Genomic DNA, 14,068 nt, shown 5'->3' with positions numbered 1-14,068 from the left:
AGTCTGGACCTTGATCAAGCTACAGCTTTGAATAAGATTGCAAAATCGATTTCACCATAGTCTCGATAATAGATTGCGATTCTGTCGAAGCAATCTCAAATTTTAAACCACTATTAATTTTAAACACAGCAGCAGGCAAATTATCATTATAGTTTTTACGCAGTTTAACTTCAATTCCTTCAATTTGTTTCGTATCAAATTCTGAGTCCGGCGTTGGCACTGGAGCGAACCCATATGGGTGATCTCCTTTGATCATCTGCACATTAATGAACGGTGTTGGTGTTCCTTTCGTATTTGTATAGTATAACGAAAAGGTTTCGGTCTTTTCGTCCCCTTGAATAAATATCATGGAATTTTGCATATCAAATTTATATCCCCGCGGAACGACTACATCCCCCGCTTGGAGAGTCTTAAAACTTAACCCATCTGGAGCTGAAGTACCCCCTTTTCCTATATAAATGTCTGTAGGCGGATTTTTAACTGGAACTGCTATACTGGCACAGATTTTCTTCAACTCATCGATTGAAATCCCCCCGCCGATTATATTGTTGGCAGTATACTCTACACCGTCCTTTGTGAATTGAATATGTGCATCTCCAATCTTTCTCACGTATAAAGTTGCTGGCAAATCACCTATTTGGATTTGGGTTTTTGTTGAACGATCAGAAACATTCGGATCCATCCCTTTGGGGAGCCCTTCCGAGATTGTAAATGCTGCGTGGCTGCCATATACAGCTAAGTACCCTACACCGGAAGTGTTATCCGGTGGCATGTTTTGGCTGCAGCTGATCTGCGAAGAGGTAAGCTGGTATCCAGCGGTGTAGCGTGGAAGTAAGGGAGTGAATGTCAGATATTGATGGTAATTAAAGCTTCCATTTGGCGCAGAAGAAGATTGATTAGACTGAGTTATAGGTTCGCCTGATTTACCATTTGTCACGGCAGCCACTTTTCCAACGGTACTGGAATTGCTCACCTTAGCATTGGTCAAAGTTACACATACCAGAACAGATACTATGGAAATAACTAATAAAGACCACTTTAAGGGTACTTTACGAAAAACTTTTACCATTCCAATTCTTCTCCTTATCTGTGACCGTGTGCCCAACAAACTTGCCATACTTACAATTCTTGATACTCTCAAGTTGCTCTCCGCTAACTTGATAAGCGTAAAGGCATACTCCTTAGGGTCAACAATACCCATCTTTTCAATAGTTAAATAATCACAAGCTATTTCTTGATCTTCCCGCAATTTTATCAATGCGTACCAAAGCAGAGGGTTAAACCAATGTAGGATAAGTAAACCCTGTGTCAACCAGTTTACCAATATGTCCTTAGACTTGAAGTGAGTTAACTCATGCATAAATACATGATTAAGCTGCTCAGAGTTGAATTCCTCTAAAATGCCAACAGGAACTAAAAGTTTGGGACGGAATAACCCGTATAGAGATGGGCTTGTGATAATCTTAGTTTTAATTAAAGGAACTTCGGCTTTAATGTTTAGTTTGTTCTTGGCCCTTATATATGCGGAGACTAAATTGGTATCAACTACTGGTAGACCTTGAATATTTTTCGCAAATCTTCTATTGATTAATCCTATAATCATGAACAAAACAGCAGCACCTATAAGCCAAATGAAGAATAAAAGTCTATGAATAAACTGGTAGTTGGGCATTGCCTTAGGTGGTTCGCTCATATTATGTAATACACTCGACTTTGGGGCCACGGCAATTTGATTTAAGCTATTAACCTTTTCTTGATCGATAATTCCAACGCCTACTGTGGAAGGGCGTGAAGGCGTTTCCGTCCCTCCCTTGAGAGAAGCCAGTTTTTGCATATCCAAGTTGGTAAGATTGTAAATGCTAAATGAACTTTGTGGAGCCCATGGTACAAGCAAACTGACAAAAACAGCAATCCATAACAAGTAATGCAAACGTGCTCCGATTTGATTCTTCATCACTAACTTCACAAGCATTAGAAGAATTACTAGGAAGCTTACCTTTACAGAAGTACTCCAGACCCAGTCAAAGAAGCTAAGACAATCCAGATAAATTGGCGGCACTGTCACCCCTTCCTTTCTTCAAGGATGCGTTTTAGCTCTTCAATATCATCCTTAGATAATTCCTCTTCCTGAAGAAAGGTAACTAACATCGGTTTAAATGCCCCGCCAAAAACTCGGCTCACAAAAGATTTGGTCTCTGACCTGATACACTCAGTCTCACTAACCAATGGGTAGTACAAATATATCCTACGCTTTTCCTGATAACCTAGAGCCTTTTTCTTCACCAACCTTGTGATTAATGATTTTACTGTGTTAGGCTTCCATTCCGCTATGCCCTCTAACGCATCAACAATTTCGTTCGCGGTGAATGGAGAATTTCTTGACCAAACTATTTTCATTACTTCCCACTCAGCATCAGATATTTTCGGTGTCTCAGACACATTTTCCCTCCTCGCTTAACTGTTTACTTGTGTAATCATTATTACATTCGTAGTTATAATTGTCAACATCATTTCTACCGGACGGAGACACAAAAAAACGCACTCTCCGACCCAGCAGGTTAGACAGTGCGTTGACGACGAAGACACCCGTTCCAGGCACTACCCTTCAGCTGCGTCCTTGATTGCATGGACTATTTTGTTATATCCGGTACATCTGCATAGGTTACCGGAGATGGCAATTTTGATTTCTTCTTCAGATGGATTGGAATTTGCCATCAAGAGTGCTTTGGCAGACATTAGCATTCCTGGCGTACAGTAGCCACACTGGATCGCGCCATTATTAATAAATGATTCCTGTAATCTGTCCATCTGTCCATTTTTTTCTAAAGCTTCGATGGTCAGGATTTCCTGCCCTCGAATTTGAGGTGCAAGAACTAGGCAGGAATTTACCGCCTTGCCGTTCATGATCACAGTACAGGAGCCGCATTCACCCTCGCCACAGCCCTCTTTTGTCCCTGTTAAACCCAGTTTCTCTCTCAATAAATCAACCAATCTCATAGTTGGACAAATATCCATTTGATATTCTTCACCATTGACCTTAAACTCGATTTGCAATACCTAACACCTCTTGTCTCTTATACAATGACAATTTTCATATCTTAATTACCCACATACATTACAATGCCGCTAAGATTTTTTCCGGTGTGAGAGGCATATCGGACAATGCAGTTCCCAAGGCATTATTTACGGCATTTATTACCGCTACGGCAACAGGGACAAAGGCTATTTCCCCGACACTCTTTGCCCCATAGGGACCTTCATCCCCTCCCTGTTCAATCAAAAGCGTTTTTACAGTGGGCATATCCGGTGCATTAATTACATGATAATTTGCTAAGCTGCTGTTAAGTATTCTTCCGTCACTGCCTATTCTAATTTCTTCATATAATGCGTAGCCTATGCCCATTTGGACCCCCCCCTGGATCTGTCCTTCAACCATTCCAGGGTTAATGGCTTTTCCGATATCATGAACTGCCAGATACTCTGTAACTCTAACCCTTCCAGTCAGGGTGTCAACCTCAACTTCAGCAAAGTGTACAGCATAGACTCCAGGATTAGACGTCCCATGATAAGTGTGCGTAATGACGATGTCCGTATTATCCTTAGTTTTAGCCGTTGTCGCTATTTCACGATAACTTATCGTCTGTTGCTGATGGCTAATAATCCTTACCTGACCATTGTCAACCTCTAAATACTGTTTAGGCTTCCGAAAAATAAGGGACGCACATTCTAGTATTTTATCCTTTACTCTCTTAGCTACTTCATAGGCACAAGCACCACAAATATAGGTTACTCTACTACCATAAGAGCCAAAATCATAAGGACCGTTTTCTGTATCTGCTTCCAAAACGGTAATATAGCTAGGATCAATATCTAATACCTCTGCAACAATCTGTTTAATCGATGTAATCGTTCCACAACCTAAATCATGCAGACCAGTATTCAAAATAAAACTGCCATCCTCATTCATCTTGAGGGTCATGGTACTATGTTCCGGAAAGCCACCATACATCCCATTTTTATGAGCTGCACAAGCAAATCCTACACCCCGACGATACCTGCCTTTATCTGGCATTCTATAATATCTTTCCTTCCAAGCAAATCTGGCAGCCCCTTTCTCCAAACACTCAATCGCACGAGCATTTCCTAGCGACATGTGGGATGCTTTATCTCTGTCATAAGGATGGACAAGATTCTTGAGCCTAAATTCTACGAGATCCAAAGTCAACTTTTTGGCAACAGCATCCATGTGAATTTCCAAGGCTGTCATTATCTCTGGAGCTCCCCACCCTCTGGCCCCACCTGCCACCGGTGTATTGGTGTAAACAATCTTGCTCTGGTGTTTGTAGTAAGGAATTCTATACAATCTGCAGATTTTTTTGGACATGGCATAGGCATTGTCGACGGAACTAGTGGCATAGGCTCCGGCATCAAAAAGAGTATCTACAAAGCAATCTTCCAGAATTCCATCCTTCGTAACCCATGTTTTTATTCTTGTACTCGTCGCCGGTCTAGTCATAGTTGCCATAATGCATTCTTTCCGATCGAATATCAACTTGACCGGACGTCTGACTTCCTTAGCCAAAAAAGCAGTGATCGGCTCGATGATCGCTTCTTGTTTTCCTCCGAAAGAACCTCCCATGGGCATTTTAATGACTCTGACCTGGCTATAACTTAATTCAAGCAAATCGGCTACAATGGTTCTAACTCCAAAAGCGCCTTGACAACCTGCCCAGATGGTAAGCTTTCCAGAGCTATTGAAATCTGCCACACAGACATGAGTTTCTATCGTTGCATGGTGCACCTTTTGAGTACGTGTTGTTGTCGCCACTTCCACGCTATCCTTAGAAAGTAACGCCTGTTCCCCTAGTTGATAGTCATACTGATAGATCAAATTACCCTCAGGATGAATTTTAATTTTGTCATCTAGTAACGCTTCTTCAGGAGTACTTAAAACAGACAGCAGCTCGTAATCCACTTGAATCAGTGAGATGGCTTCCTTGGCGGTTTCAAGGCTGGTAGCGACAACTGCCGCAACCCGATCCCCAACAAACCTTACTTTTTCAGTAAAGAGACGCTCATCCTCCAGGCAAAATTCCTGGTTAGGTATAATTCTATAGCGACTATACGTTTTATTTGGTGTATTTATATGGGTAAAAACTTTTATTACACCCGGAAGTGCTTCTGCTCTGCTCGTATCTATTTTTTTGACAAGTCCATGTGCTATAGGACTTAAAAGTAATTTTGCATACACCATTTTTGGCAGACTTAAATCGCTGACATAGACTAGTTCTCCTCTTACCTTTTGAGGTGCGTCATGAATTGGAAACGTCTGTCCAACATATTTCAAATCCTTATTCAATATCTTCACCCCTTTGCTGCCTAAACCCTTTTTCAAGCCGTTCAGTCGGATTTAAGTTCGCGTCCCTAAATAGCTAAAATCTGCCTAAAATAAAAAAATTAAAAAATCGCATGAACACTAGGTTTTTGGTAGATTAAGATGCTACTCTAAATTAACCAAAAATACGATGGTATCATGCGGAAATGTGTATTAAAAGCTGGAAAGTGCAGGAAAACACACTATTCGGTTAGCCATATTATAGGCCAAGTTATGATGAGGTACAAGCACTCCAAACTACTCTGCCTCTTTTAATCACCATCTCAACCGGGTTATTCCCGAAATGGTAAGGCAAATAATTTAGATTAGGTATGTCAAGGATGAGAACATCTCCTTGTTTCCCAACTTCCAGACTCCCCACCAGATCAGACCTGCCAACGGCGTGAGCTGCATTAATTGTGACCGCTGTCAGAGCTTCTTCTGGGGTGAGACGGAGATAGAGACAGGCAAGGGTTATGACCAAGGGCATGGATTCCGTTGGCGAAGACCCTGGATTGGAATCGGTTGCCAAAGCTACGGGGACTCCGGCACTAATCATGGCTCTAGCTCGAGCATACGAGTTCTTGGCTAGGTTAAACGAAGTTGCCGGCAGCAGTACTGCTATGATTCTTTGTTCAGCCAGAGCCGCTATTCCTTCATCTGAGGCTTGGAGCAGATGCTCGGCACTAGTTACCTTCAGTTTCGCCGCCAATTCTGCTCCTCCGGCCGAGGCTAATTCATCGGCATGAATCTTCAACTTAAAGTGAAGCTGTTTAGCTTTGGCTAAAATCCTCTCACTGGAGGCAACACTAAAAACGCCGGGCTCACAAAAGACATCACAAAACTCTGCTTGGCTCTGAGCTGCAATTTGGGGCAATACATCGTCAACAAGATAAGTTGTAAACTCTTCTTCGTTATAACCTGCCGGAACCGCATGAGCACCCATGAAGGTCGGTATCAAGTCGATTACCTGTTCATTATCTAATTCTTTAATGAGACGCAAAGCTCTCATTTCTTCTTCTAACGTTAATCCATAACCGCTCTTTACCTCAGCAGTTGTCGTACCCAGGCTTAACATCGTCTGAAGTCGGCGACTGGTTTGAGCCTTAATTTCTTCATCCGTGGCTTGCTTCGTACTTCGAACCGTTGAAAGAATTCCCCCGCCCTGTTTAAGGATCTCTAAATAGGGGACACCCTTAAGTTTCAAAGATAACTCATTTTCCCGTGAGCCAGCATAGATAACGTGCGTATGAGGATCAACAAATCCAGGGGAAACAACCTTTCCTTTGGCGCTTATTTGTATCGTTTCAGGCCCTACACAGCCACCCGCTAGAAGTTCCTCCGTTGTGCCTACCGCTGTAATCTTTCCCTCTCGAATGGCGACGGCACCATCTTTAATCGGACCAATCTCGGACATACCCTCCCCACGAGCCGGACATCCAGAGTAACCTCTCATCGTCGCCATCATATCGGCAGAATGAATCAAAAGGTCCGCATACAGCACAAAAATACCTCCTTGTAATTGTAACCTCGTTCCCAGCCCACAGCGCAGCATTGAAGCAGAGGTGCGACTTGCTTAGAGAGCACTTTAGCGGAATTGCGTCAATGAGCGCAGACGATAAGGCGTTAAGAAACGCGAAGGGACTTGTCCCTGGATGGACTGATGTCGCGGTGCCCGAAGACACTGTCTTCGCACGTATTAGCCTTCTTGCAGGATGGCAAGGAGCGACGCACATGCAGAACAACCAAGAGGTTCCGCGTTTTAGTCTTAACGTCAAGCGAATAGCAATGCAGCGTGTGCGAACGGGCAATCGCACCTCTGCTCGACCCAAGCCGTCCTAAAATCCAAACACATGCTTCTCTAGGATTTGCTCATTTGAGAATTCATGCAAGCCTAAATAATACGTTGCCACATCCATCATAGCATCCAGCGGAACAAGCCCCACAATTTCACTACCGACAATAGGGACTCCAAAATGGGCTGCTTCTGTTTTAATGAATTCTAAGGCGCGATACAATGGAGTCCCTTGGGTATCCACCATATTCATCGAAATCTGCACAATCCCTTGCTCGGAAAGATCAATTCCCAAGGCTTTGACATTGACAAAGCCTCCAGAACTTCCACGAATTCCTTTAGCTATAGCCTTACCAATTTCTATATTGCTTGTCCCCAGGTTTACATTAAACGCAACGAGGGGCGGACGAGCTCCAATGGCAATCGCGCCAGCTTTTCCTAAGACCATGGGTCCATAATCTGGAGTACGCTCAGGGGTCGTAATGCTCTCTTTTAATCCTTCATATTGTCCCCTGCGTACGTCAGCCAAGTTGCGACGCTCAGGTCGAGTAGCCGCCTTCTCATAGAGAAAGACTGGAATCAATAATTCCCGTCCAACACGTTCACCTAATGTTTTAGCTAAATTGACACATTCCTCCATTGCCATACCACGCACGGGGACAAAGGGACAAACATCTGTAGCGCCCATGCGAGGGTGTTCCCCCTGATGCTGATCCAGATCAATTTTTTCGGCAGCTTTACTAATTAGTCTCCAAGCAGCTTCAAGGACGTTTTCCGGCTCACCGATCATACTGATAACCGTTCTGTTGTGATCCGCATTACTTGAGTAATCCAACAAGGTTACCCCCGGTACTTGTCTCACCTCGGCAACAATTTCTTCAACAACATCCAGTCGCCTACCCTCACTAATGTTAGGAATACATTCCACAACTTTTACCACTTATTATATCCCTCCAAGTCGACTCATCAAGCTAGCCTGACATTCCTCAAATAACCGATTTCCCTCTTCACGTAAATTATGGCTTTCAGCCAGTAAAGCCTCTTTTGTCTTAAGGTCTTTTAACCCTAAGGCATTAATCTGGACATTATAGAGCGCCCCTTCTAAACCAGACTTAAACATCTGGGCTGCAACTCCCATGTCGCTCAAAGCGTTCGGATTTCCTATCGTCAACAAGCTGGGCATTTCGCGCAACCCAGCAAAGCATTCCTTAGCCGTTTGCAAAGGAATCTCAGCAGCCTTAACTGTCGCTTTTTCTAAGGCCTCACGACGAATCATTTTTTCTTCGTCGTTACTCTTAGGAAGCCCTAAGGCCTCCATGACGACTTCGAAACCCTGCGTATCCTCATCAACAAGCTTCAATAACAAGTCTTGCCTAGCCACAGCAATTTCTAACAGAGACACTATCTGATCTTGAACCGCGAAAAACTTTTCTCGCCCCAGAGTCAACCGACAAACCATAGCCATAAGAGCATAACCTTGAGCCCCAGCATAAGCAGCCACACTTCCACCGCCCGGTGCAGGCGATGTCGAAGCCACCTCCAGGACAAATTCACTTAAACTCATATCTCTTAGATCCAATATCCCAGCTCCCTTCCTTTGTTTTCCTGATACCCCACTACGCAACAACGAAGAGAGGTGTATTTACCTTTAAAGCGAAGACCCGGCTGTTGCGTACGGTTTTATCCGACATTTCGGTAGACTAAACCATCCCCTCTACCACCCTCTCACCAAAGGGGGCTGAGCACTTGTTCAACTCAAACCTCCTTAAAGAGTGATCGAAGACAGCAAGAGGAGGCGTTTATATTTTATTAGAGAGACAAAGAGTTGGTATTACGTCATTGAACGTATAAAAGTGCAACCAATGCAAGTAAGAATGCAAGTAAGAACCGTCCCCACTTGCACATGCACTCCAAACACCCACTTCTGCGCCAAGTGTTTTTGCGTTAAAACGCAAACAGCGTCTCAAACTCCCCCGTTATACCCTCCCGTCGTCGTCCACCCCGTCGACCCAAGCTCAGAGGAAGTTTCTTAGCTTAGAGAGCACTTTAGCGGAATTGCGTCAATGAGTGCAGTCGATAAGGCGTTAAGAAACGCAACGGTTGACTTGCAGAACAACCTAGAGGTTTTGCGTTTTAGCCTTAACGACAAACGAATAGCAAATGTAGCGTGTGCGAACGGGCTAAGACACTTCCTCCCCTCTCTCACCCAAACAACTTATTAACCAACTCATCAATTAACTCATCTTTCGGTATAAAGGGGACCGTAATATGTCCTGAACTTTTATAACGTTCATTGAACTCGATACTTGTTTCGATCGAGTGTTCATTTCTGGCCCAAGAACGACGAGCTACTCCACCCATGACATCCCACAAAAGAGCTGATTTAATAATGTTATCTACTCGCTCACTTCCGTCTAACACCAAGCCGAATCCACCATTGATGGCTTTGCCAATCCCAACGCCCCCTCCGTTGTGAAGGGATACAAGGCTCATCCCTCGGGCGGCATCACCAGCGAAACTTTGGACGGCCATATCCGCCATGACATTACTACCGTCTTTAATATTTGCTGTCTCCCTAAATGGAGAATCCGTTCCACTCACATCGTGATGGTCCCGCCCCAGCATAACTGGGCCAATCTCTCCATTGCGAATCATTTCATTAAATTTGAGCGCTATTTTAATCCGCCCTTCGGCGTCCTGATAAAGAATTCTAGCTTGCGTGCCGACAACAAGTTTATTTTTTTCGGCATCTTTAATCCAAATATAGTTGTCACGATCTTGGCCCCGACGATTTGGATCGATACAGGCCATCGCCGCTTCGTCAGTTTTGCGCAGATCGTCCTTTTTGCCGCTGAGACAAACCCACCGAAAGGGCCCATACCCGTAATCAAAAAGCTCCGGCCCCATAATATCTTCAACATAGGACGGGAAAATAAAGCCATCTTTTTCATCCACGCCATTTTTGGATATTTCTTGGACACCCGCATCATAAATGGCCTTCATAAAGGAATTTCCATAATCAAAGAAATAGGTTCCTCGTTCAACCAGAGTACTGATTAATTCGTAGTGACGAATCAAGCTCCGGTCAACAAGTTTATTGAATTCAACTCGATCCGAGCCGAGTAATCTGGTCCGCTCTTCAAAAGTGACACCCTGTGGACAATAACCTCCATCATAGACAACATGGCAGGAGGTCTGATCGGAAAGTAAATCCACTTTAATGTTGTGCTGAACAGCATACTCCAATAAGTCAACGACATTGCCCTGATAAGCAATAGACATCGGTTCTTTCTTCTGCACATATTCAGCTGCAAGACGAAAGACTTCCTCAAGATCTGCAGACATTTTACTAACCCAACCCTGCTCATAGCGGGTTCTTATTCTTGACTCATCAACTTCAGCAATAATGCCTACGCCTTGAGCTATTTCCACGGATTTGGGCTGTGCCCCACTCATGCCTCCCAGACCAGAAGAGATAAACAAATATCCTTTCAGATCTTCATCGTGTGGGATTCCTAACTTCAGTCTCCCCGCATTTAGCAAGGTGTTAAAAGTTCCATGCACAATTCCCTGTGGTCCAATATACATCCAACCACCCGCTGTCATCTGGCCATAGTTAGCCACACCCATTTGCTCAGCAATTTCCCAATCCCTCTGATTGTCAAACATACCGACCATTAAAGCGTTGGTAATGATCACCCTTGGCGCTTCTGGTCGAGATGGAAATAATCCAACTGGGTGGCCGGATTCCACGACTAACGTCTGCTGATCTGTCAACACTTCAAGATATTTTTTGATTAACCGATACTGTAGCCAGTTTTGGCAGACACTTCCTGTCTCGCCGTAGGTTACAAGTTCATAGGGATATAGGGCTACATCAAAATCCAAGTTATTCTCAATCATAACCTGGAAGGCCTTACCTTCAAGGCAATTCCCTTTATATTCATCAATTGGTTTCCCATACAATCGTCCAACCGGACGGAAACGATAGGCATAAATCCGACCTCTGGTCCGTAATTCTTCCAGAAATTCCGGGGCTAATTTTTCGTGGAGTTCTTCGGGTACATAACGCAAAGCATTTTTTAAGGCGATCTTTGTCTGAGCCGGAGTTAGGCTGAACCCTCTGTCTGGAGCCCTTCTGATTCCTTCTATAAATTCCGGCTTTTCTGGCAATTCGGATTCTAATTTTACCGTCATGGCTTGCGAAATGTCATAATTATTAATCATGGCAGGAACCCCCTTAACAAATCACTAAACTTTTAATTGCAGTTTGCAACGAACCGTCTTAGCTAATTTTCCTGAGGAAACTAACTTTTTAGCACCTTGAATATCTGGATACATGACACGATCCTCTTCAAGCGTGCCCACCTTTGACCGGACAAGTGTATAAGCGCCCTCGCTGCCCTTCCCGAGTTTGAGTTCCTCTTTTCCTTTTCGCAAATCAACCGCCTGACAGGCCGCCAATAGTTCCATGGCCAAAACATGGGCTGTATTTTCGATGATAGCTCGAGCCTTACGAGCTGCAATCGTTCCCATGCTAACATGATCTTCTTGATTAGCGGAGGATGGAATTGAATCCACACTGGCCGGATGAGCCAATGTCTTATTTTCGGAAACCAGTGAAGCAGCGGAATACTGGACAATCATAAAACCAGAATTCAGCCCCCCATTTGGCGTTAAAAAGGCAGGTAGTCCACTTAAAAAAGGATTCACCAAGCGCTCTACTCGCCGTTCAGCAATGTTTGCCAGCTCAGCTACAGCAATCCCCAGAAAATCCATCGCTAAAGCAATCGGTTGCCCATGAAAATTCCCACCCGAAAATACTTGTTTTTCCTCTGGGAAGATCAAGGGATTATCAGTCGCAGAATTCATCTCAGTTTCTACCACTTTTTTCACGTACGCTACCGCATCTCCAGAAGGACCATGCACTTGAGCTACACAACGAAGTGAGTAAGCATCCTGGACTCTGGGGCGTCGCCCGTTTGCCATAAACGTACTCCCCTCCGTGAGAAGACGCATCTGTTTTGCCACCTCGATCTGACCCTTATGAGGGCGCACAGCATGAATTTTAGGATCAAAGGCATCAAGAATTCCTTCGAGGGCTTCAAAAGATAAGGCAGCCGTAATATTCGCGGATTCCCATAAAACTTCAGCATCCCAAACGGCCAAGGCTGCAATTGCCGTCATTACTTGGGTTCCGTTGATTAAGGCCAAACCTTCTTTCCCTTCTAAGACTACGGGTACAATCCCAGCTTGAGCTAAGGCCTCCTGCCCACTCAGCCGCTGCCCTTGATAAAACGCTTCTCCCTCACCAAGCAGAACTAAAACCATATGTGACAAGGGTGCCAGATCTCCGCTAGCCCCTAATGAACCTTTTTCTGGTACAACGGGAACAATCCCCGAATTAAGCAATTCTATCAAGGTTTCCAACGTAGAGAGCCGTATACCTGAAAAACCTTTTGCTAAGGCGTTTGCCCGAAGAAGCAAAATTACTCTTACAACTTCAGCTGGCAGCGGCTCTCCAACGCCTGTGGAATGACTCATAATGAGATTGCGCTGCAGCTTTCTGGCATCCTCTTTAGAAATTACAACATTACTAAACATTCCAAAACCAGTCGTTATCCCATAAACTAATTGATTTTCTTCAATCAGCTGATCGACATACTCTCTGGATCTTAAGACCTTTTTCTTGGCACCCGAGTGCAATTCTACTTTGGCACCGCACCGCGCTACCGCAACCACCTGTTCCAATGTGAGTGTTTCTCCGTCCAGGATAACCTTCAGATGTTCTGCTGAGACTCCACTCATAACATGCCACTCCTCTAAGCTCAAATAACTTTCAATAATTCGCTGTGGTTGTTGGTTCATAATTTTCCCTGACCAACGTGTTAACATTCATCCAAAAACTCTATCTGAAAATGTTGAACAATAAATAGGTACAGTAGCCCCGAAGGGCTACTGTTCAGGTCATTAGGACTGGTATAGCCCCTGGCGATGGACTGATAAATAATTTCCACAGTACGGATCGAGCCCCAGCAAAGCTTGAGAACCGTGGACAAAGCCCATCATTACTCGGTCAAGTGGATCCAAGATATAACTATCCATACCCATCGTCATAGTCTGGACCAAAAACAATTGGTTCAGGACCTTGCGATTAGGTAGCCCAAAGGAAACATTACTCAACCCACAAACCTTATGCACATTAGGATATTCTTTGCTAATTCGAGCTAACGTTTCCAAGACCTCTACTCCAGCTCGATCTCCTGTACTTACTGGCGTAACCAAGGGGTCAAAATATATATCCTCTTCCGGAATTCCTGCTTCAGTTAAGCTTTGATAGAGATTCTTCACCACACGCATCCGTTTCTCGGCTGTCTCAGGAATTCCAGTATCATCCATACACAAAGCGACAATTTTGGCTTTGTATTTTTGGACTAGCGGCAGTATCTGCTGATATCGTTCGACCTCAGCAGTAATGGAGTTGATTAAAGGTTGTCCGTATTTGACCAAAGAAAGGCCTTTTTCAATAGCCAGAGGGTTAGGGCTGTCAATACACAGCGGAGCTTCTACCGCTTCTTGAACAGTATTAACAAGCCACTCCATCATTTCCAATTCATTAAAAATCATGGTACCGCAGTTGACATCCAGATAATTAGCCCCAGCATCAATTTGCGCTTTTGCAAGCTGGCGAATATACTCAGCATTCTGAGTCTCTACCGCTTCTCTAACAGCTTTTCTACTGGTGTTGATTAATTCACCGATGATTAGCACACGTTCATTCCTCCTGCTGCTGCAAATAAGTTATGTTAAAGAAACTTGGCTGGCGCCCCCCCACCCACACACACACACGAAGACACTGTCTTCGCACGAATTAACACATCTTGCAGACACTGTCTTCG

At 44.2% G+C, this 14,068-nt stretch carries 12 protein-coding genes; 2 read left to right on the top strand and 10 right to left on the bottom strand.

The window, feature by feature from the left end; translation table 11 throughout:
- Positions 1-19: 19 nt before the first annotated feature.
- From DSBG_RS01190 to hutI, 5 genes are all read right to left on the bottom strand, one after another.
- A complete protein-coding gene (locus DSBG_RS01190; protein ID WP_068962405.1) occupies positions 20-2,059 on the bottom strand; it encodes a M56 family metallopeptidase in 2,040 nt (679 codons plus the stop codon).
- Between the two features lie 2 nt (positions 2,060-2,061).
- Positions 2,062-2,439, bottom strand: a complete 378-nt coding sequence (locus DSBG_RS01185; RefSeq protein ID WP_068962404.1) for a BlaI/MecI/CopY family transcriptional regulator — start codon at positions 2,437-2,439, stop codon at positions 2,062-2,064.
- Positions 2,440-2,598: 159 nt separating this feature from the next.
- On the bottom strand, positions 2,599-3,054 hold the full coding sequence (locus DSBG_RS01180) for a (2Fe-2S)-binding protein (RefSeq protein ID WP_068962403.1): 456 nt from the start codon (positions 3,052-3,054) through the stop codon (positions 2,599-2,601).
- A gap of 61 nt (positions 3,055-3,115) precedes the next feature.
- Positions 3,116-5,368: a xanthine dehydrogenase family protein molybdopterin-binding subunit gene (locus DSBG_RS01175; RefSeq protein ID WP_242877371.1), complete on the bottom strand. Its 2,253-nt coding sequence runs from the start codon at positions 5,366-5,368 to the stop codon at positions 3,116-3,118.
- 238 nt (positions 5,369-5,606) lie between these two features.
- Positions 5,607-6,878, bottom strand: coding sequence for an imidazolonepropionase (gene hutI, locus DSBG_RS01170; protein WP_083236668.1), 1,272 nt, complete (start codon positions 6,876-6,878; stop codon positions 5,607-5,609).
- Positions 6,879-6,979: 101 nt separating this feature from the next.
- Between hutI and DSBG_RS01165 the strand changes: the two genes are divergently transcribed.
- A complete protein-coding gene (locus DSBG_RS01165; RefSeq protein WP_141694213.1) occupies positions 6,980-7,216 on the top strand; it encodes a hypothetical protein in 237 nt (78 codons plus the stop codon).
- On the opposite strand, the gene ftcD is transcribed toward DSBG_RS01165, so the two are convergent.
- A complete protein-coding gene (gene ftcD, locus DSBG_RS01160; protein WP_068962400.1) occupies positions 7,213-8,109 on the bottom strand; it encodes a glutamate formimidoyltransferase in 897 nt (298 codons plus the stop codon). The genes DSBG_RS01165 and ftcD overlap by 4 nt on opposite strands.
- 3 nt (positions 8,110-8,112) lie before the next feature.
- Entirely contained in the window at positions 8,113-8,748 is a 636-nt protein-coding gene (locus DSBG_RS01155) for a cyclodeaminase/cyclohydrolase family protein (RefSeq protein WP_068962399.1), read from the bottom strand.
- Positions 8,749-9,232: 484 nt separating this feature from the next.
- Between DSBG_RS01155 and DSBG_RS22765 the strand changes: the two genes are divergently transcribed.
- On the top strand, positions 9,233-9,391 hold the full coding sequence (locus DSBG_RS22765) for a hypothetical protein (protein ID WP_176716131.1): 159 nt from the start codon (positions 9,233-9,235) through the stop codon (positions 9,389-9,391).
- On the opposite strand, the gene hutU is transcribed toward DSBG_RS22765, so the two are convergent.
- From hutU to DSBG_RS01140, 3 genes are all read right to left on the bottom strand, one after another.
- On the bottom strand, positions 9,372-11,396 hold the full coding sequence (gene hutU / locus DSBG_RS01150; RefSeq protein WP_068962398.1) for a urocanate hydratase: 2,025 nt from the start codon (positions 11,394-11,396) through the stop codon (positions 9,372-9,374). The genes DSBG_RS22765 and hutU overlap by 20 nt on opposite strands.
- Positions 11,397-11,420: 24 nt before the next feature.
- Positions 11,421-12,977: a histidine ammonia-lyase gene (gene hutH, locus DSBG_RS01145; protein ID WP_068962499.1), complete on the bottom strand. Its 1,557-nt coding sequence runs from the start codon at positions 12,975-12,977 to the stop codon at positions 11,421-11,423.
- 162 nt (positions 12,978-13,139) lie between these two features.
- The gene (locus DSBG_RS01140) at positions 13,140-13,940 is read right to left on the bottom strand and encodes a methyltetrahydrofolate cobalamin methyltransferase (protein WP_068962397.1); all 801 of its coding nucleotides are present in this window, start codon (positions 13,938-13,940) and stop codon (positions 13,140-13,142) included.
- Positions 13,941-14,068 lie beyond the last annotated feature (128 nt).

The organism is Desulfosporosinus cupriresistens (assembly GCF_001707885.1).
Taxonomy (GTDB): Bacteria; Bacillota; Desulfitobacteriia; order Desulfitobacteriales; family Desulfitobacteriaceae; genus Desulfosporosinus.
Note: the sequence above shows the minus strand (reverse complement) of the source record. Positions and strands in the feature narration are given on the sequence as shown.